This window comes from Methylobacterium sp. Leaf91, assembly GCF_001422815.1.
Classification (GTDB): Bacteria; Pseudomonadota; Alphaproteobacteria; order Rhizobiales; family Beijerinckiaceae; genus Methylobacterium.
This window is the reverse complement of the sequence record NZ_LMMP01000050.1, coordinates 73,227-91,998: the sequence shown is the minus strand read 5'-3', so window position 1 is coordinate 91,998 and position 18,772 is coordinate 73,227. Positions and strand designations below refer to the sequence as shown.

Genomic DNA, 18,772 nt, shown 5'->3' with positions numbered 1-18,772 from the left:
CAAACTCCTCCCCACAAGGGGGAGGAGAGTAGAGCAGCACCATGACCGACAAGTTCCAGGAACTCTCCGCTCCCCCCGACGCCCTGAACAATGGTGGCATCGAGGTGGTGCGTGCCAGCGTGGTGGACGGCGCGGTGAGCGTGGCCCTGCGCCGCTCCTTCGACGATCCCTATACCTGGGGCCGTCTTCTCATCGACCTCGCCCGTCAGGCCGCCCGGGTCTACGCGCTGGAGACCGAGATGTCGGAGGAAGAGGCGTTCGAGCGTATCCGCGCCGGTCTCGATTCCGAGAGCTTCGACCCCGACTTGCCGCCCGGCGGCACACTCAACTGAACGCCCCGCCACGCCCATCCGCTGACGATCAGGATTCATAACGATGCCCATCAACGTCCTGATGCCCGCCCTGTCGCCGACGATGGAGAAGGGCAACCTCGCCAAGTGGCTCAAGAAGGAAGGCGACGCGGTCAAATCCGGCGACGTCCTCGCCGAGATCGAGACCGACAAGGCCACGATGGAGGTCGAGGCCATCGACGAGGGCATCCTCGCCAAGATCGTCGTGGCCGAGGGCACCGCCGACGTGCCGGTGAACGATCTCATCGCCATCATCGCCTCCGAGGGTGAGGACCCGAAGACCGTCGGGGCTTCGGGCGATGGCGGCGCAAAAGCGGAGGCTCCCGAGGCAGACGCTCCGAAGAGCGACACGCCCGCACTGAACACCACTCCTGGGGACGGCCACAAATCCTACGCGCGGGTCGACGCGGCGCCCGATGGCGCCAAGCCGGATGCCACCCCCCAAGCAGGGCAGGGCGGACGCATCGTCGCCTCGCCGCTGGCGCGCCGCATCGCCAAGCTCGAAGGCATCGACCTCTCCGCCGTCTCGGGCTCCGGCCCGCATGGCCGCGTGATCGAGCGCGACGTCCGCGCCGCCATCGCCAGCGGCTCGGCCAAGGCCGGCGCACCGAAGGCGGCTGCCCCCGCCGCAGCGCCGGCGGCCGCTCCGGCTCCCGCTGCGCCAGCGCCCGCACCAAAGGCCGCCGCACAGGGGCTGACCACCGATCAGGTGCGCGGCTTCTACCAGAAGGGCACGTTCGAGGAGGTTCCCCTCGACGGCATGCGGAAGACCATCGCCAAGCGCCTCACCGAGGCGATGCAGGTGGCCCCCCACTTCTACCTCACGGTGGATTGCGAGCTCGACGCGCTGATGGCCCTGCGCGAACAGCTCAACAAGAGCGCCGGCACCACCAAGGACGGCAAGCCGCTGTTCAAGCTTTCGGTGAACGACTTCGTCATCAAGGCGATGGGCTTGGCGCTGATGCGCGTGCCGGCCGCCAACGCGGTCTGGGCCGAGGACCGGATCCTACGCTTCAACAATGCCGAGGTCGGCGTCGCCGTCGCCATCGACGGCGGGTTGTTCACCCCGGTGATCCGCAAGGCCGACCAGAAGACGCTCTCCACCATCTCGAACGAGATGAAGGACTTTGCCGGCCGGGCGCGGGCCAAGAAGCTGAAGCCGGAAGAGTACCAGGGCGGCGTCACCTCGGTGTCGAACCTCGGCATGTTCGGCATCAAGCACTTCACGGCGGTGATCAACCCGCCGCAATCCTCGATCCTGGCGGTGGGTGCGGGCGAGAAGCGCGTCGTGGTGAAGGACGGCGCCCCGGCGGTGGTCCAGGTGATGACTGCCACGTTGTCCTGCGACCACCGTGTGCTCGACGGGGCTCTCGGCGCCGAGTTGATCTCGGCCTTCAAGAGCCTGATCGAGAACCCGATGGGGATGCTGGTCTAGTCTTTCGGACCAGACTGAACGAGCCCTCCTCCCCCTTGTGGGGAGGAGTTGGAGGTGGGGGTGACTGGGTGACCCACTGCGAAGTCCGGCGGAGCCACCCCCACCCTCGATCCCTCCCCACAAGGGGGAGGGAGGTGCGCGAGCTTGGTGGGGTTCACGGGAGGCGACAGCCGATGCCATGGAAGGAACCGCCTCGGCACTCTGTCTCTCCACGCGCCGCACTGAATGCGAAGACCCTGCGCCGAACATCGACAGAGGCGGAGAGGCGATTGTGGCGGCACCTGAGGCATTGCCTGCCGATCGAAGGCTCGCATTTCCGTCGCCAGGTTGCCCTCGGTCCCTACGTCGCTGATTTCTGTTGTCTGTCCGCGCGCATGATCGTCGAAGTCGAAGGCGGGCAGCATAGCCACGACCACATGGCCGCTTACGATGAAACCCGCACGCTCGCTCTCGAAGAGAGAGATTTCCGCGTTTTCAGATTCACCAATGCAGACGTCATGCTGCGGATCGACACCGTCCTCGAGACGATATTCGCCGCACTCTCCGACCCGTCGTTACATGTCCTGCCCGAGACAGGATTGGCAAAGCCAAGGGGCCAATCGGCACCTTACCCGTTTCATCCGGCACCACCCCCACCTCCTACCTCCTCCCCGCAAGGGGGAGGAGAGACCGCGGAGCCCTGAATGTCCAACACCTACGACATCCTCGTCATCGGCGCAGGCCCCGGGGGCTACGTCGCGGCCATCCGGGCGGCACAGCTCGGGTTCAAGACCGCGGTGGTGGACCGAGAGCATCTCGGCGGCATCTGCCTGAACTGGGGCTGCATCCCCACGAAGGCGCTGCTGCGCTCGGCCGAAATCTACCACTACATGCAGCACGCTTCCGATTACGGCCTGTCGGCGGAGAAAGTCGGGTTCGACACGGCCGCCATCGTCAAGCGCTCGCGCGGCGTCTCGACCCGGCTCAACGGCGGCGTCGGCATGCTGCTCAAGAAGAACAAGGTCGATGTGATCTGGGGCGAGGCCACCATCGAGGCCGCGGCCAAGGGCAACGAGCCCGGCAAGGTCACGGTGAAGGAGACGAGCCGCGCCCCCGCGCCGAAGGGTGCGCTGGCCGCCGGCTCCTATTCGGCCAAGCACATCATCGTCGCCACGGGTGCCCGCCCCCGCGCGATCCCGGGCATCGAGCCGGACAAGAAGCAAATCTGGACCTATTACGAGGCCATGGTGCCGGAGACGATGCCCAAGAGCCTGCTCGTCATGGGCTCGGGCGCCATCGGCATCGAGTTCGCCTCGTTCTACCGCACCATGGGCGCCGAGGTGACGGTGATCGAGCTGCTGCCGCAGATCCTGCCGGTGGAGGATGCCGAGATCGCCGGCCTCGCCCGCAAGCGCTTCGAGAAGCAGGGCATCAAGATCCTCACCGGCGCCAAGGTGACGAAGGTGGAGAAGGCGGCCGATTCCGTCACCGCCACCGTCGAGACGACGGACGGCAAGAGCCAGCAGTTGACGGCGGAGAAGCTGATCTCGGCGGTGGGCGTCGTCGGCAACATCGAGAATCTCGGTCTTGAGAAGCTTGGAATCGGCATCGAGCGCGGCATCGTCGTCACCGATGGGCTCGGCAACACCAATGTGCCGGGCATCTACGCCATCGGCGACGTCGCCGGACCGCCGATGCTCGCCCACAAGGCCGAGCACGAAGGCGTGCTCTGCGTCGAGACGATCAAGGGCCTGCACACCCACGCCATGGACAAGGCCAAGATCCCCGGCTGCACCTATTGCCAGCCGCAGATCGCCAGCGTCGGCCTCACCGAGGCCAAGGCGAAGGAGCTGGGATTCTCCGTGAAGGTCGGCCGCTTCCCCTTCGCCGGCAACGGCAAGGCCATCGCGCTCGGCGAGCCGGACGGGCTGGTGAAGACGGTGTTCGACGCCAAGACCGGCCAGCTGCTCGGCGCCCACATGGTGGGAGCGGAAGTCACCGAACTGATCCAGGGCTACGTCGTCGCCATGAACCTGGAGACGACGGAGGAAGACCTGATGCACACGGTCTTCCCGCACCCGACCCTGAGCGAGATGATGCACGAGAGCGTGCTCGATGCCTACGGCAAGGTGATCCACAGCTGAGCCCGGCACATCATCGTGCCGATGTCCACAGGCTTATAACCACCCGGGTAAGGATCCGTTAACCGTCACGGCGTGTTCTGTCTTCGTTCTCAATACGAGTCGGAGACGGGCCATGCCGAAGACGCTGACCAGGATCAGGAACGAGGGTGAGGCGGAGCCGGGCCTGCACTGTCCGGTGGAGGATATCGCCCAGGCCTATCTGACGAGCACGGCGGGGGATGCGGAGATCGCGCTCCGCTGCGCCATCACCGACGCGCTGTCCGACCTGATGCAGGCCGAACGTCGGGCACGCGAGACCAGCCGGTTGATTTCGCGGGGTTATGTCCGCTCCGCGGCCATGCACGGCGGGTAAGCCGACGGCATCGCCTGAAGTGCGCCATGGCCGCGGCATGTCCCGCCCTGTCAGGCCTCGGCCGAGTTGCGCGTGCCCCACGACGAGGATGCACAGCGCATGAGCGCAGGGGCGGGGCGACGCGGCTTTCTGGCCGGTCTCCGTGGAGCTCCCCCGCTGCAACGGAGGGCTCTGAGAGCCTGTTTGAGGTGTATTTCCAAAGCCTTACCTCATCCTGAGGTGCCGCATAGCGGCCTCGAAGGAGGCTTCCAGGTATCGCATCGGCCTCTGGAGGTCTCCTTCGAGGCCCTTTGCTCAAGCAAAGGGCACCTCAGGATGAGGTGGTCTGCTGGGATGACCTGCTCTGGCACAAGCATCCGCTCATCAGTTCGATCAACCAAGCTTCGAGGTCTGAAACAGCGGTCGATGCTCTTTAACACGGGCCGCCATTACTGCGTCCGCGACACCCCACTCACCCGCCACACCACCTTCCCCACATCATCGCTCACCAGCAGCGCCCCGGTCTTGTCGAGGATCACGCCAACGGGCCGCCCCTGCGCCTTCTCGTCGGCATCGAGGAAGCCTGTGAGCGCCTCGACGGGTTGGCCGGTGGGCTTACCGTCCCTGAAGGGCACATAGATCACCTTGTAGCCGCTCTTCGGGCGGCGGTTCCATGAGCCGTGCTGGGCCACGAACAGGCCGCTTGTCCAAGCCTGCGGCAGGGCCGAGCCGTTGGAGAAGGCGATGCCCAGAGACGCGGTGTGAGTGCCGACCGCATAGTCCGGCGCGATGGCCTTGGCGACGAGGTCGGGCTTCTGCGGCGAGACCCGCTCGTCCACATGCTTGCCCCAGTAGCTGTAGGGCCAGCTATAGAAGCCGCCCTCCTTCACCGAGGTGACGTAGTCGGGCACGAGGTCGCTGCCGATCTCGTCACGCTCGTTCACCGCCGTCCAGAGCGCGCCGGTGGTGGGCTCGAAGGCGAGGCCGTTGGGGTTGCGCAGGCCGGTGGCGAACTCGCGCATCTGCTTCGTGCCGATCGTGTATTCCCAGATCGCGGCGCGGCCCACCTCCTTGTCGAGACCGTTCTCGCCGACATTGCTGTTCGAGCCCACGGTGACGAAGAGCTTGTTACCATCCGGGCTCGCGATGACGTTCTTCGTCCAATGGTGGTTGATGCCGGACGGTAGCTCGACCACCCTCTCGGGCTTCGCGGTGATCTCGGTCTGGCCCTGTGTGTAGGGCACCTTCACCAGGGCATCGGCATTGGCGACGTAGAGATCGCCGCCCACCAGGGCCATGCCGAAGGGCGAGTGCAGGCCGGTGAGGAACATGTGGCGCTCCTCGGCGACCCCGTCGCCATCCTTGTCGCGCAGGAGCACGATCCGGTCCGGGCTCGGCACGCCGGCGCCGGCCATGCTCTTCACCTTGTCGGCGACCCAGTCGGCGATGCCGGTGGAGGGGTCGTCGGTCTTGGGCTTGTTCGCCTCCGCCACCAGCACATCGCCGTTGGGCAGGAGATACATCCAGCGTGGATGGTCGAACCCGGCCGCATAGGCCGCGACCTGAAGCCCAGTGGCCGGCTTCGGCTTGGCGCCGTTCTCCCAGCGGGCGACGCGGGCGATGTTCACGGTCGGCATCAAGGTCGGGTTGGGAGCGGGGAGGGTGGGGTTGGCCCCTTCCCCGGCCGAGGCTTCGAGACTGGCCTTCTCGGGGTAGACGACGAAGCGGAGGAATGCCGCTCCGCCAAGAAGCACTACGCCCAAGGCCGCAAGGCCGAGCTTCGATCGATTCCGCATGGTGGTGACCCTGTATCCGCGCCCGAGCCGGACGCCCTTCGCTCAGATTACATGGGCGAGGTGAGATTTGGCTACGGCAAGGAAGGGATCAGCCTGGGGCGGATCCACGTCGCGCCACGGTCCGGTTCGTGACGCCATCGGGCTGGGACGGCCTCGGACGAGCGGTCTGCTCGCCCCGCACGGGCGCCCCGGCAAATCCGCCGAAATCCTCGCGGAACTGATCGATGATCTCGCCGGAGGTCTCGATGCAGCGGCCGATGTATTCCGAGAGCGCGGGGGGAGGGGCAAAGCCCTCCGCCAGGAGGCGGGTATTGTCGAAGGTCACGTCGAGTTCGCAGAACCGGTAATAGGCCTGCAGCGCCCGGAACATCGCCACCTTGATCGCCTCGTCCATTCCGAAGACCTCGGTGAAGCGCGCGTGAAGGGTCGCCCGGTCGCGGGCGGAGAATTCCTCGTAGTGGCGCGGACCCTCGGCCGGGTCGACGCGATCGAGGGTGCGGCCGAGTTCGCTCCAGCGGGTGCGGCTCACCGTGCCGGCGGAGAGGTGGTAGGTGCCGTGGGCGAGGGCGGGCCTCGCGAGCATCTCCACCAGGGTGTCGGCCACCCAGTCGGTGGGGACGATGTCGACGGTCCCGTCGCGGGAACCGGCGACGAGCCGCAACCGGTCGCAGGCGCGGATCACCCAGAGGATGCTCGAACCCGGCCGGGCGCCCAGCGTCGAATGGCCGAGCACGATGGAGGGGCGCGCCACCACGAGGGGCAGGTCCGCGAAACCGGCCGCGAGCGACGTCTCGGCGGCGGCTTTCGAGGCGCTGTAATGCACGAGATGCGCGGCGTCGGGGTCGGGGTAGCGGGTCTCGTCCACCATGGCGGGCGGCTTGCCGCCGCAGATCATCGCCGTGCTCACATGCAGGAAACGGTCGAGCCGCGGCATCCGCGCCGCGCGCCGGGCCAGAGCCAGGGTGCCGTCATGGTTGGTCCGGTGCACCTTCTCCTGCGCCCACCACGAGGTGTCGGCGGCCAGATGCAGAACCTGCGTCACGGAATCGAGACGCGGATCGGCGATCTGGTCGGCCTTGGTGAAATCGCCCGCCACGATCTCCACGCGCTGTGCCATCCGCTGGGCGTTCAGGGCACTCGTGAAGCGGCCGAGACGCGCCGCGATGCGCTGACGCCCGGCCTCCTCGTCGGAGGCGCGCACCAGGCAGACCCATTCGGCATCGGTTTTCGCCACCAGGGCGCGGTGCAGGACAGCACCGCCGATGAGCCCTGTCGCACCTGTCAGAAGAATTCGACTCACAGCACTCGCTCCAAGGACTGCACATCCGGGCGGACGTTTCGGCAGCCCAAAGATAGTTAAGGGATCGTTAACAAGATGCTGACAAGTGTGTGGAAATTAATACGTAAAATTTTCCCTAACTATGCCGGGTTCAGTCGAATCATGGTTAAGAAACATCGTTAATTTTGTATTATATCTTGCACCATGAGGCTGACTACGCTCCGGACCGAGGTGCATCCACCCGATTGACCGAGCCTAAACCTGTCATTGCATGACCTGCGTCCATCCACGCGAAGATCGCAGCGCGGGAAAACTCGATATCAGGTCCGCCAGGGCAACTTGCGCCACGCAGCGGGGCATCACAGGTAGGATGCGACGCGGGGCGTCCCCCCGTTCATCGCGAGGAGCAACGACTATGGATGGCGAAGTCTACGGTGCGCTGGGGCAGCCCGGCATGGGATTGTTCATGGCCATCCTCATCGGCGCCCTGGCGGGCTGGCTCGCAGAACAGTTCACCGCCGCGAATATGGGCCTGTTCGCCAACATCGCGATGGGCATCCTCGGCGGCCTGCTGGGGAACTACCTCGCCGCCAAGCTCCACATCCCGATCTACGGCTTCTGGCGCAACCTCATCTCGGCGACCGTGGGCGCGGTCATCATCATCACCATCTACCGGGCGATCCGCGGGCGCGGCATGAGCTACTGACAGGTTCGGCGGATCGTTTCCCGATCGTTTGCGATGCGGTGGCCGAGCCATTACGTTCCGGCCTGAGCACCGGCGCGTTGCCGGCGCAGCTTGCCCGGTATGCCATGGCCGTCGTCCTCGATCTCCTGCGAAACGACCAGCGCCCCCGGCACCCGGAAAAGGCGCATCGCCCCGACAACCCGATCCAGCGCAAGCCCGACTGGATCCGGGTGAAGGCACCCGGATCGCCCGGCTGGAACGCCACCCGCGCCATCGTGAAGGAGCACGGCCTCGTCACGGTCTGCGAGGAAGCGGGCTGCCCCAATATCGGCGAGTGCTGGGAGAAGAAGCACGCCACCTTCATGATCATGGGCGACACCTGCACGCGGGCCTGCGCCTTCTGCAACGTGCGCACCGGCCTGCCGAACGCCCTCGACGACGACGAGCCCGCCAAGATCGCCGATTCGGTGGCCAAGCTCGGCCTGCATCACGTGGTGATCACGTCGGTGGATCGCGACGACCTCGCCGATGGCGGGGCGATGCATTTCTTCCGCACCATCCGGGCCATTCGCGAGCGCAGCCCCAACACCACGATCGAGGTGCTCACCCCCGATTTCCTCCGCAAGGACGGGGCGCTGGAGCTCGTCGTGGAGGCACGGCCGGACGTGTTCAACCACAACATGGAGACAGTGCCGGGCAATTACCTCACCGTCCGCCCCGGCGCGCGCTACTTCCATTCGGTCCGCCTGCTGCAGCGGGTGAAGGAGCTCGACCCCACCATCTTCACCAAGTCCGGCATCATGGTCGGCCTCGGCGAGGAGCGGAACGAGATCGTCCAGCTCATGGACGACCTGCGTTCGGCGGATGTGGACTTCCTCACCATCGGCCAGTACCTGCAGCCGACGAAGAAGCACCACGAGGTGAGGCGCTTCGTCCCGCCGGAAGAATTCAAGACCCTTGAAACCACGGCCTATTCCAAGGGTTTCCTCCTCGTCTCGGCGACGCCCCTGACCCGCTCCTCGCACCATGCGGGCGAGGATTTTTCTCGATTGAAGGCCGCCCGGCTCGCTCGGCTCGCGCCTGCCAACGCCTGAGGGCCGATGCCTTCCTTCCGGATCAACCGCGCGGTGCGCCACTCGCCGCAGCAGATGTACGACCTCGTGGCCGACGTGGAACGCTATCCGGAATTCCTGCCGCTCTGTGAGTCCCTGCGCGTCCTGCGCCGCCAACCCGGCGCGGACGGGACGGAGATTCTCGTCGCCGAGATGGGGGTGGGCTACAAGGCGATCCGCGAGCGCTTCACCACCCGCGTCACCCTCGATCCGCAGAACCTGAAGATCGTCGCCGAATACATCGACGGGCCGTTCCGACACCTCGAGAACCGCTGGGGTTTCAAGGAGAAATCTCCCGCCGGCTGCGACGTCGACTTCTTCATCAACTACGAGTTCAAGAGCCGCACCCTCGGCCTGCTCATGGGAACGATGTTCGACCGCGCCTTCCGCAAGTTCACCGATGCGTTCGAGGGCAGGGCGGACCGGGTGTACGGCGTCGCCTGACGCGCCGGTGCCCGTTCTCTGACGGGCTACTCGATTCACACATCTGCTCGACGGCCGTTTCTCTACCTATGAGGGGTCGACATGAGGCGCGACGGGCACCCTCTCCTGGAAGGAGAGGGCTGGGGTGAGGTGGGGTCCACATCCGGAGAAGTCGCACACCTCACCCTGTCCCTCTCCTTCCGGGCAGGGCGATCGCATATGCCGATTTGCTCGTCGAAAATCGAATCGCAGCACCCCGTCATCCCGGGGCCGCGCAGCGGAGGCCAGGATCCAGAAACACAGGCGGTGCAGGACTTTGCACCGTCGGCGGCTCTGGATTGCACGCCTCTGGCGCGGCCCTCCGGGTCCGGGCTCGCCTCTGGCGACCCGGAATGACGGCGTGGTGCCATATGCAATCGCCCTGCCTTCCAGGAGAGCGGACCCGACCAACCCGCGGAGATGTGTGGCACCGTAGATAAGATAAGCGGACAATGCCGGGCGGGGCCCTAGATACCGGGGCGCAGCGCCACCGGAGAACACCCCGTGAGACCGATCCCGATTCTCGCCCTCGCCCTCGCCTTGAATGCCGGCCTCGCCGGCTTCGCCGTGGCGGACCAGCCCGGCCCCGACTGGCTGCCCATCGATCAGGTCAAGAAGGCGCTGATGGCCGAGGGCTACACCGAGATCACGAAGCTCGAGGCCGATGACGGCCATTGGGACGGCGAGGGCATCAAGAACGGTCAAAAAATGAAGTTCGATGCCGATCCGAAGACGGGCGCGATCCTCGGCGAAGTCGCCGATTGAGAGGCAGTCTGATCGGATGTCTCAGCGGATGGCGAGACTAAAGTCGATCATCCAATCAGACCACCTCATCCTGAGGTGACGCCGCACAGCGGCGGCCTCGAAGGAGCCCTCCAGATCGCTCGATGCTGGCTGGAAGCCTCCTTCGAGGCCGCTACGCGTCACCTCAGGATGAGGTAGAGCCTTGGAAAAGCAACTGACATAGGCCTCAATCCGTCCCGACGGGCTCCACGGCCCTGCCGAACAGCTCCAGCGTCTCTGCCACGGCCGCGCGGCGGATTTCGCCTCGGCCGAGATCGCCGTAGCGGCGCTCGATATGTCGGGTCGCGGCACCCCGGCGGGCGAGGCCGAAATGCACGAGGCCCACGGGCTTGGCCTCGCTGCCGCCGCCCGGGCCGGCGATTCCGGTGATCGAGACCGCCACATCCGCATGCGAGTGGGCGAGCGCGCCATCCGCCATGGCGCGGGCGACGGATTTGCTCACCGCCCCATGGGTCGCGATGAGGTCGGCGGGCACACCGAGCATCTCGGTCTTGGCCTCGTTAGAATAGGTCACGAAACCGCGCTCGACCACCGCCGAGGAGCCGGGAACGGCGGTGAGCAGCCCGGCGACGAGGCCGCCGGTGCAGGATTCGGCGCAGGCCGCACGGAGGCCGGCGGCGGCATAGGCCGCCACCAGCGCCTCGGCGCGGGCGAGGAGCGCCGGGTCGTCGATCACGCCGCGTCTTCTTCCGGCAGGCGGATCGTCGCCGCCGCCTGGGCCGCGAGTCCCTCGGCGCGGCCGACGAAGCCGAGCTTCTCGGTGGTCGTCGCCTTGATCGAGACCGAGCTCAGCTTCACGCCGCAGATCTCCGCGATGCGGGCGCGGATGGCCTCGCGATGGGCGCCGATGCGCGGCGCTTCCGCCAGGACGGTGATGTCGAGATGATCGATCCGGCCGCCCCGGTCGCGGACGAGCTTCACCGCATGGGCCAGGAACCGGTCGGACGAGGCGCCGCGCCATTGCTCGTCGCTGGGCGGGAAATGCGTGCCGATATCGCCATCCGCGATCGCCCCCAGGAGGGCGTCGGTGAGAGCGTGCAGTGCCACGTCCCCGTCGGAATGGGCGAGCACGCCGCGATCGGCGGGGATCTTCACGCCGCCGAGCCAGACATGGTCGCCCTCGGTGAAGGCGTGGACGTCGAAGCCGGTCCCGAGGCGGGTCACGTAGGTCGTCATGGAATCGGTCTCTGGTTCGGAGGGCAGGGCATCGCTGCCGGAAAAGCCGCGGTCGGCCTCGATCAGGTCGGAGGGCTGGGTGATCTTGCGGTTGCGCGGGTCGCCCTCGAACACCACTACGTCGAGCCCGGCCCATTCGGCCAGAGCCCCGTCATCGGTGAAGCCGTGGAGGTCCGCCTCCGCCGCCTGGCGGTGGGCGGCGAGGAGGGGCGCGAAAGCGAAGGCCTGAGGGGTCTGGACGGCGCGCAGGGATTCGCGGGCGGGGGTCTCGCGCACCCGGCCGATCCCCGGGCCGACATCCTCGACGATCTTGATCGTATCGGTGACGGCGATGCCGGGCACCGCCGCGCCATGGTCACGACCGGCGACGAGGGCACGGTCGATCAGCGCCTCGTCCACATGCGGGCGGGCCGCGTCGTGAACCAGGACGAGGCCCGGCGCGCCCGTTTCCACCGACTTTGCGGCCAGGGCTTCGAGACCGGCCCGGACGGATTGCTGTCGCGTGGCGCCGCCTTCGACGGGCGCCGCGAGCTTGGCGCGCAGAACGGGGTCGAGTTCCGCGACGCAGGCGTGGTAGAACGAGGCCGCGTCCGCGGCGATCACGGGCTGGATCACCGCGAGGTCGGGATGGGCCGCCAGTGCGGCGAGGGTCCGGGTGAGGACCGCGCGTCCGCCGACGCTGCGATATTGCTTGGGAACGTCACCGCCGATGCGGATCCCGCGGCCGGCTGCGACGACCACCGCGGCGTTCCAGGCGGTGCCGGACATGGAAAAGTGCTCCCGCATCAGTTCGAGGTAACGTGAATGGCTGGGGTGGTCTGTCGTTTAAGCGGGGCATAGCCTGAAATCAAATCGCGCAAGGCGCTTGCGTCGCCCCGGCGATTGTCTATTTGTTGGGCACAATGAAAGCTGATGATTATTTGAGCGTTCTGCGCTCGGGCGATGGCCAGGGGCAGGCCGGTGAGAGGGCAGGCGCCGCGGCTTCGGTGCCGGTCCTGCTCGCCCCCCTGTCGGGCGTCACCGACCTGCACATGCGTCGCATCGCGCGGCGGCTGGGTGCAAGCGCCGTCGTCTCGGAAATGGTGGCGGCGGCCGAATTCGCCCGTGGGGCGGAGGAGGCGCGCCTGCGGGCCGAGGGCGGCGGGGTCGATCCCCACGTGGTCCAGCTCGCCGGCTGCGTGCCCGAATCGATGGCGGAGGCCGCGCGGCTGGCCGAGGCGAATGGCGCCGATGTCATCGACATCAATATGGGCTGCCCGGCCAAGACCGTCACCGGCGGCGAGGCGGGCTCCGCCCTCATGCGCGACATCGAGGGGGCCACGCGCATCCTCGCCGCCGTCCGCGCGGCGGTGGCGATCCCAGTCACGGTCAAGATGCGGCTCGGCTGGGACCATGCGAGCCTCAATGCCCCTGATCTCGCCCGGCGCGCCGAGGGGCTCGGCCTCGCGGCGGTGACCGTGCATGGCCGCACCCGTCAGCAATTCTACAAGGGCCAAGCCGATTGGGCCGCCATCCGCGCCGTGGTCGATGCGGTCTCGATTCCCGTGATCGCCAATGGCGACGTCGTCGATCTCGCCGGCGCGCGGGCCTGCCTCGCCTCATCGGGCGCGGCCGGGTTGATGATCGGGCGTGCGGCCGTGGGTCGTCCCTGGCTCGTGGGCGAGATCGCCGCCGGTCTCGCCGGCCGGGCACCGCGTTCCCTCGACGCCGAAGACAAGGCCGCCCTGGCCCTCGAGCATTACCAGGGGCTGATAGCGCTCTACGGCCCCGCCATGGGCGTGCGCCATGCGCGCAAGCATCTGGCGGCCTATGTGGACGATGTCGGCGCCCTCGGCTCGGATGACCGGACACGGCTTCTCACCACGACCGACCCGACAATCGCGGCCGACCTTCTCCTGAGGGCGATGCGGCCCCTGCGCGAACCGTCCATCACCGAGGAGGCAGCGTGAGCGCAGACAAGGACTATGGCGGAAGGACCCGCCCATTGCCTTCGAGTGAGGCGGTGATCAACGCGCTGCCGCTGCCGGTTCTGACCATCGGCGCGGATGACCGCATCCTTCACGTGAACCACGCGGGGGAGACGTTCTTCGATCATTCCGCCCGGTTGATGCAGCGCCGGCACTTGCGCGACATCATCCCGTTCTCGTCCCCGATCAGCGCTCTCGTGGCCGAAGTGCGCCGCCGCAAGGCGAGCGTCAGCGAATACGGCGTCGAACTGGTTCAGCCGCGCTCCGGCCTGGAGCGCAATGTCGACGTCTTCGCGACCCCCCTCGGCGACGAGGAGGACGCGGTGGTGATGATGCTGCAGGAGCGCACCATCGCCGACAAGATGAACCGCCAGCTCACCCATCGCGGCGCCGCCCGCTCGATGATCGCGCTGGGCGCCATGCTGGCGCATGAGATCAAGAACCCGCTCGCGGGCATCCGCGGGGCGGCCCAGCTCCTCGAACAATCGGGCACCGAGGACGACCGCCTGCTCACCCGGCTGATCTGCGACGAATCCGACCGGATCGTCCGCATCGTCGAGCGGATGGAGCTGTTCGGCGACGAGCGCCCGGTCGAACGAGGCCCCGTCAACGTGCACGGCGTGCTCGATCAGGTGAAGCGGTCTGCCCAGTCGGGCTTTGCCCGGCACATCCGCTTCGTCGAGACCTACGACCCGTCGCTGCCGCCGGTCCTCGGCAATCGCGATCAGTTGATCCAGGTCATCCTCAACCTTGTGAAGAACGCCGCCGAGGCCATCGGCGCCGATGCGGTGGACGGCGAGATTACCCTCTCCACCGCCTTCCGTACGGGGCTGAAGATGCAGGTTCCGGGCTCGCGCGAGCGGGTCAGCCTGCCCATCGAAGTCGCCGTGCGGGATAACGGGCCGGGGGTCTCGGCCGAGCTCCTGCCCGACCTGTTCGACCCGTTCGTGACCACAAAAGCCCAGGGGTCCGGCCTCGGACTTGCATTGGCTGCCAAGATCATCGGCGATCACGGTGGCATCGTCGAATGCGATCCGGTGCCGCGCCGCACCACTTTCCGTCTCCTCCTTCCCATGTCGAGCGCCCGAGACGGGCGCGAATCGGTCGTGGAGCAATAGAGTCGCGTCATGCCCAACGGCCACATCATCGTCGCGGACGACGACGCTGCGATCCGCACCGTCCTCAACCAGGCCCTGTCACGGGCGGGCTACGAAGTCCGCTCGACGGGCAACTGCGCCACGCTCTGGCGCTGGGTCGCGCAAGGGGAGGGCGATCTCGTCATCACCGACGTGATGATGCCGGATGAGAACGTGTTCGACCTGCTGCCGCGCATCAAGCGCGTCCGGCCGGAACTGCCGATCATCGTCATGAGCGCGCAGAACACGTTCATGACCGCGATCCGCGCCTCCGAGCGCGGGGCCTACGAATACCTGCCCAAGCCCTTCGACCTGAAGGAGCTCATCGCCATCGTCGGCCGCGCGCTCTCGCGACCGCGCGGCACGCCCGCCCCCGGCGCCGATCCCGGCAACGAGGATATCCCGCTGGTCGGCCGCTCGCCGGCGATGCAGGAGATCTACCGGGCCCTCGCCCGCCTCATGCCCACCGACCTCACGGTGATGATCACCGGCGAGTCGGGCACCGGCAAGGAGCTGGTGGCCCGCGCGCTGCACGATTACGGCCGTCGCCGCTCCGGGCCGTTCGTGCCGGTGAACATGGCGGCGATCCCGCGCGACCTCATCGAATCCGAACTCTTCGGACACGAGAAGGGCGCCTTCACCGGCGCGCTCTCGCGCTCGGCCGGGCGGTTCGAGCAGGCGGAGGGCGGCACGCTCTTCCTCGACGAGATCGGCGACATGCCGATGGAGGCCCAGACCCGCCTGCTGCGCGTGCTGCAACAAGGCGAATACACCACGGTGGGCGGCCGGGTCCCGATCAAGACCAATGTCCGCATCATCGCGGCCACCAACAAGGACCTGCGTGTCTCGATTCAGCAGGGCATCTTCCGCGAGGATCTGTTCTTCCGGCTCAACGTCGTGCCGCTGCGCCTGCCCGCGCTGCGCGAGCGCTCGGAGGACGTGCCGGACCTGATCCGTCACTTCTTCATCCTGGTGGAGAAGGAGGGTCTCAGCCGCAAGCAGCTCGACGGCGAGGCGATGGAGCGCCTGAAGCGCTATCGCTGGCCCGGCAATGTGCGCGAACTCGAGAACCTCGTCCGCCGCCTCGCCGCCCTGTATCCGCAGGAAACGATCACCGGCCCGGTCATCGAGGCCGAGCTCGACACGCTGCCGCTGGCGCAGCCACAGGCCAACGGGTCCGGTGCGCGCAAGGCCGGCGCGGCGGACAACGAGACGCTGTCGGCCGCGGTGGAGCGCCATCTCGCCGAGTATTTCAGCGGTTATCGCGACACGCTGCCCCCTCCCGGACTCTACCACCGAATCCTGCGCGAGATCGAAGGCCCGCTCATCGGCGCGGCGCTCGCCGCCACCCGCGGCAACCAGATCCGCGCGGCGGAACTGCTCGGCGTCAATCGCAACACCCTGCGCAAGAAGGTGCGGGACCTCGACCTTCAGGTCTTCCGCAACGCACGGTGAGCCCGCGCGACACGTCCGGCGAACCAGGGGACCTGTTCCATTTCAGCGAAGACCCGGCGATCCGGGTCTTCGCGCCGCGCCCCGTCCGCGTCGGCGTGGATCGCGGACAGGCGGGAGCCTGGCTGAACGGCCCCCTGGTCTGGGCGATCGATGCGGCCCACAGCCTGCTCTACCTGTTCCCGCGCGACTGCCCCCGGATCGTGATCTGGCCGACCGAACGGACCACGCCGGAGGACCGGCGGGCCTGGTTCGGCGACGTCACCGACCGCGCCGTCGCCTATGTGGAGGAGGCCTGGTCGGAAAGGATCGCGACCGCCGCGATCCAACGCTACCGGATGCCGGCCGAGACCTTCGAGCCCACCGGCGAGCCCGGCACCTGGGTCTCTCGAAGCCCGGTCGTCCCTGTTGGCCACGACGCGATCCGGGACCTCCCCGCCGCGATGAAGGCGCAAGGCGTCGAACTCCGCCCCCTCCCGCGCCTCACCCCCCTGGCGCCGATCTGGCGCTCCACCCTGCACGCGAGCGGCATCCGCTTGAGGAACGCGCAGGCCTGGGTCACGCCGGAGGGCGGACCGCCGAGGCCGATCGCACTTCCTCTTGCGCGGTGAGGAAATGCTCGGGTTGACCGGAACGGCTGGTCAAACAACAACTTCTGGCCCCACAAGAATGGCGCACGGCAATATTTACAATAAATTTCTGTACATACTAAAAATTATAGATTGCCATTTGCGATTCATAATCAGTAAAAACATAATATAACTGTCGCTATTACGCGTTGTGAAGAAACTTTTCACAATCAATTTAATAACTATTCGGTCATTATATTGTTTTTATAGATATCTATATAGACACATACGGAGAAATGTCACTTAATTAACGCGGAACGGCAAATCACAACAAACACTTCCTAAGTGTGATGTTGGCGCCACTCGATAAAGTTCAAAAAACCATTATTCGATCGCCTGACGCGTTTGTCCGAGGAGAGAACGTTTGGCCGAGGATCATGGTCGCTCTCCTTTCCGGACATGGCTTTCGATCTCGGTGCTCGGCATCGCCGCGTTCACGATGGTCTCGACTGAATTCGCCCCGATCGGGCTGATGTCGCAGATGGCTGGCGATCTCGGCGAATCCCAGGCCACGATCGGCCTCACGGTCACCCTCTACGCCTGGTTCGGAGCCCTCAGCGGTCTTCTCGCGCCGACACTTGTCGGACGCGTCCCGCGCAAAGCTCTCCTGATCGGATTGATGCTCGTCATCGCCGCGTCGAACGCGATCGCGCTCATGTCGCCGTCCCTGGAGGCGCTGTTCCTCGCCCGCCTCGTCGGGTCCGTGGCACACGGCATCTTCTGGGCGACGGTCGCCGCCTTTGCCATGGACATCGCCCCGCCTCACCGAACGGGGCTGGCGACCTCCATCGTCTTCGGCGGCATTTCCGTCGCCACGGTCATGGGTGTTCCGGCGGTGAACATGGCGGGGCAGGTGATGGGATGGCGCGGAGCCTTCGGCGCGCTTGGGCTGCTCGGTCTGCTCACGGCCGTTTCGATGATGGTGACGCTTCCGAACCTGGCGACATCGGCGCGCGGCCGGGAGGCGACGCTCGCCGATGCCATCGGTCAGCGGACGCTCCGCCCGATCTACGCCATCACCGCGCTGATCGGGGCGGTTCATTTCTCGGCCTACACCTTTGCCGAACCGTATATCGCCGCGCTTCCGGGCATCCTGCCGACGACGGTCCCGATTTTCCTCTTCGCCTTCGGTGCGGCAGGGCTTCTGGGCAGCGTTCTCGGCGCGTTGTTGATCGATCGTTTCCTGCGCGAGGTCATCCTGTGTGCGCTCACGGCGATGGGAATGGCCCTGATCCTCATGGGAACGTCGAGCACGGTCCTCGGTCTTCTCGGCGTCGGAGCATGCCTCGTGGTCTGGGGCGCGGCGATCTCGATGCTTTTCGCGACGTTGCAGACCTGGATTCTGAAGGCAGCCGGCCCGTTGGCAACGCCGGCGGCAGCCGTTCACACGGCCGTCCTGAACGCGGCGATCGGCATCGGCGCCATGGCGGGATCCGCCCTGCTCGATCGATGGGGTCCCTTCACCGTCATGCTCGGTGCCGGGATCGGCGCGATCCTGACACTGGGCTTCGCCCTCATCCCGCAGGGACGGAGGAGACAGACCATTTGAAGAATTCCCCGCCCGACACAGCGCCCGTCATTCGCATCGCGGCAGCGTTGATCTTCGATTCGCACGGCCGAACGCTCCTCGTTCGAAAGCGAGGGTCCTCGTTCTTCATGCAGGCGGGAGGAAAGATCGAGCCGGGAGAAACCCCGCTCGCGGCTTTGGCGCGAGAGCTGAAGGAAGAGCTGGGCGTGGAGCTTCCGTCCGAAGCATCCTATCTCGGCCGCTTCATCGCGGAAGCCGCGAACGAAGACGGCCACTGGGTGGACGCCGAACTTTACGGCTTCGACCTCGAACAGCCCGTCTCTCCCGCAGCCGAAATCGAAGAGGTGGCCTGGGTTTCCGAGACGACGCTGCCAACGATCGAGCTTGCCCCCCTGACAGCCAACCAGATCATTCCGCTGGCCCGGCGAATGCACCTGTCAAAGTTGTAAATCTCACTTCATCGAACAGACAAAAATCGATGGGCGCCATACGGCAAAGCGCGGGCGG

At 66.5% G+C, this 18,772-nt stretch carries 18 protein-coding genes; 14 read left to right on the top strand and 4 right to left on the bottom strand.

What is annotated here, in order from left to right; all coding sequences use genetic code 11:
- Positions 1-41: 41 nt before the first annotated feature.
- The 4 genes from ASF32_RS21485 to ASF32_RS21470 all read left to right on the top strand — a co-directional run bounded on the left by ASF32_RS21485 (position 42) and on the right by ASF32_RS21470 (position 4,260).
- On the top strand, positions 42-332 hold the full coding sequence (locus ASF32_RS21485; RefSeq protein ID WP_018043098.1) for a DUF5076 domain-containing protein: 291 nt from the start codon (positions 42-44) through the stop codon (positions 330-332).
- A gap of 43 nt (positions 333-375) precedes the next feature.
- Positions 376-1,785 carry a pyruvate dehydrogenase complex dihydrolipoamide acetyltransferase gene (locus ASF32_RS21480; RefSeq protein WP_056433391.1) on the top strand — a complete coding sequence of 470 codons (1,410 nt, stop codon included), beginning with the start codon at positions 376-378 and terminating at the stop codon, positions 1,783-1,785.
- Between the two features lie 683 nt (positions 1,786-2,468).
- On the top strand, positions 2,469-3,908 hold the full coding sequence (lpdA, locus tag ASF32_RS21475; protein ID WP_056433388.1) for a dihydrolipoyl dehydrogenase: 1,440 nt from the start codon (positions 2,469-2,471) through the stop codon (positions 3,906-3,908).
- Positions 3,909-4,020: 112 nt separating this feature from the next.
- Positions 4,021-4,260 (top strand): hypothetical protein, encoded by a 240-nt coding sequence (locus ASF32_RS21470; RefSeq protein ID WP_056433384.1) that lies wholly within the window; start codon positions 4,021-4,023, stop codon positions 4,258-4,260.
- 428 nt (positions 4,261-4,688) lie between these two features.
- On the opposite strand, the gene ASF32_RS21465 is transcribed toward ASF32_RS21470, so the two are convergent.
- Together ASF32_RS21465 and ASF32_RS21460 are read right to left on the bottom strand one after the other, a co-directional pair.
- A complete protein-coding gene (locus ASF32_RS21465; protein WP_056433381.1) occupies positions 4,689-6,035 on the bottom strand; it encodes a sorbosone dehydrogenase family protein in 1,347 nt (448 codons plus the stop codon).
- 88 nt (positions 6,036-6,123) lie between these two features.
- Complete coding sequence (locus ASF32_RS21460; RefSeq protein ID WP_244477965.1) at positions 6,124-7,335, bottom strand: SDR family oxidoreductase; 1,212 nt, start codon at positions 7,333-7,335, stop codon at positions 6,124-6,126.
- A gap of 394 nt (positions 7,336-7,729) precedes the next feature.
- Between ASF32_RS21460 and ASF32_RS21455 the strand changes: the two genes are divergently transcribed.
- From ASF32_RS21455 to ASF32_RS21440, 4 genes are all read left to right on the top strand, one after another.
- A complete protein-coding gene (locus tag ASF32_RS21455; RefSeq protein ID WP_056433378.1) occupies positions 7,730-8,020 on the top strand; it encodes a GlsB/YeaQ/YmgE family stress response membrane protein in 291 nt (96 codons plus the stop codon).
- Between the two features lie 104 nt (positions 8,021-8,124).
- The gene (gene lipA / locus ASF32_RS21450) at positions 8,125-9,093 is read left to right on the top strand and encodes a lipoyl synthase (RefSeq protein WP_056433729.1); all 969 of its coding nucleotides are present in this window, start codon (positions 8,125-8,127) and stop codon (positions 9,091-9,093) included.
- Between the two features lie 6 nt (positions 9,094-9,099).
- Entirely contained in the window at positions 9,100-9,555 is a 456-nt protein-coding gene (locus ASF32_RS21445; RefSeq protein WP_056433376.1) for a type II toxin-antitoxin system RatA family toxin, read from the top strand.
- A gap of 522 nt (positions 9,556-10,077) precedes the next feature.
- Entirely contained in the window at positions 10,078-10,338 is a 261-nt protein-coding gene (locus tag ASF32_RS21440) for a PepSY domain-containing protein (RefSeq protein ID WP_056433374.1), read from the top strand.
- A gap of 205 nt (positions 10,339-10,543) precedes the next feature.
- On the opposite strand, the gene ASF32_RS21435 is transcribed toward ASF32_RS21440, so the two are convergent.
- Positions 10,544-11,053: a CinA family protein gene (locus ASF32_RS21435; protein ID WP_056433372.1), complete on the bottom strand. Its 510-nt coding sequence runs from the start codon at positions 11,051-11,053 to the stop codon at positions 10,544-10,546.
- Positions 11,050-12,321 (bottom strand): bifunctional 2-C-methyl-D-erythritol 4-phosphate cytidylyltransferase/2-C-methyl-D-erythritol 2,4-cyclodiphosphate synthase, encoded by a 1,272-nt coding sequence (locus ASF32_RS21430; RefSeq protein ID WP_056433368.1) that lies wholly within the window; start codon positions 12,319-12,321, stop codon positions 11,050-11,052. The genes ASF32_RS21435 and ASF32_RS21430 overlap by 4 nt, the downstream gene beginning before the upstream one ends.
- Before the next feature lie 134 nt (positions 12,322-12,455).
- On the opposite strand from ASF32_RS21430, the gene dusB reads away from it, so the two are divergent.
- From dusB to ASF32_RS21400, 6 genes are all read left to right on the top strand, one after another.
- A complete protein-coding gene (gene dusB / locus ASF32_RS21425) occupies positions 12,456-13,502 on the top strand; it encodes a tRNA dihydrouridine synthase DusB (protein WP_056433365.1) in 1,047 nt (348 codons plus the stop codon).
- Entirely contained in the window at positions 13,499-14,638 is a 1,140-nt protein-coding gene (locus ASF32_RS21420) for an ATP-binding protein (RefSeq protein ID WP_056433362.1), read from the top strand. Before dusB ends, ASF32_RS21420 begins: the two co-directional genes overlap by 4 nt.
- Before the next feature lie 9 nt (positions 14,639-14,647).
- On the top strand, positions 14,648-16,111 hold the full coding sequence (gene ntrC / locus ASF32_RS21415) for a nitrogen regulation protein NR(I) (protein WP_056157473.1): 1,464 nt from the start codon (positions 14,648-14,650) through the stop codon (positions 16,109-16,111).
- Positions 16,108-16,719, top strand: coding sequence for a DUF6886 family protein (locus tag ASF32_RS21410; protein ID WP_082470146.1), 612 nt, complete (start codon positions 16,108-16,110; stop codon positions 16,717-16,719). The genes ntrC and ASF32_RS21410 overlap by 4 nt, the downstream gene beginning before the upstream one ends.
- A 382-nt stretch (positions 16,720-17,101) precedes the next feature.
- A complete protein-coding gene (locus ASF32_RS21405; protein WP_056433360.1) occupies positions 17,102-18,286 on the top strand; it encodes an MFS transporter in 1,185 nt (394 codons plus the stop codon).
- A complete protein-coding gene (locus ASF32_RS21400) occupies positions 18,283-18,714 on the top strand; it encodes an NUDIX domain-containing protein (RefSeq protein ID WP_056433356.1) in 432 nt (143 codons plus the stop codon). The genes ASF32_RS21405 and ASF32_RS21400 overlap by 4 nt, the downstream gene beginning before the upstream one ends.
- Positions 18,715-18,772: the final 58 nt, after the last annotated feature.

Excerpts from the sequence above, each read along its gene's own strand:
- ntrC (WP_056157473.1), top strand. The coding sequence starts at position 14,648 with ATGCCCAACGGCCACATCATCGTCGCGGACGACGACGCTGCGATCCGC.
- ASF32_RS21485 (WP_018043098.1), top strand. The coding sequence starts at position 42 with ATGACCGACAAGTTCCAGGAACTCTCCGCTCCCCCCGACGCCCTGAAC.
- ASF32_RS21430 (WP_056433368.1), bottom strand. The coding sequence starts at position 12,321 with ATGTCCGGCACCGCCTGGAACGCCGCGGTGGTCGTCGCAGCCGGCCGC.
- ASF32_RS21470 (WP_056433384.1), top strand. The coding sequence starts at position 4,021 with ATGCCGAAGACGCTGACCAGGATCAGGAACGAGGGTGAGGCGGAGCCG.
- ASF32_RS21455 (WP_056433378.1), top strand. The coding sequence starts at position 7,730 with ATGGATGGCGAAGTCTACGGTGCGCTGGGGCAGCCCGGCATGGGATTG.
- dusB (WP_056433365.1), top strand. The coding sequence starts at position 12,456 with ATGAAAGCTGATGATTATTTGAGCGTTCTGCGCTCGGGCGATGGCCAG.
- lipA (WP_056433729.1), top strand. The coding sequence starts at position 8,125 with ATGGCCGTCGTCCTCGATCTCCTGCGAAACGACCAGCGCCCCCGGCAC.
- ASF32_RS21445 (WP_056433376.1), top strand. The coding sequence starts at position 9,100 with ATGCCTTCCTTCCGGATCAACCGCGCGGTGCGCCACTCGCCGCAGCAG.
- ASF32_RS21465 (WP_056433381.1), bottom strand. The coding sequence starts at position 6,035 with ATGCGGAATCGATCGAAGCTCGGCCTTGCGGCCTTGGGCGTAGTGCTT.
- lpdA (WP_056433388.1), top strand. The coding sequence starts at position 2,469 with ATGTCCAACACCTACGACATCCTCGTCATCGGCGCAGGCCCCGGGGGC.
- ASF32_RS21480 (WP_056433391.1), top strand. The coding sequence starts at position 376 with ATGCCCATCAACGTCCTGATGCCCGCCCTGTCGCCGACGATGGAGAAG.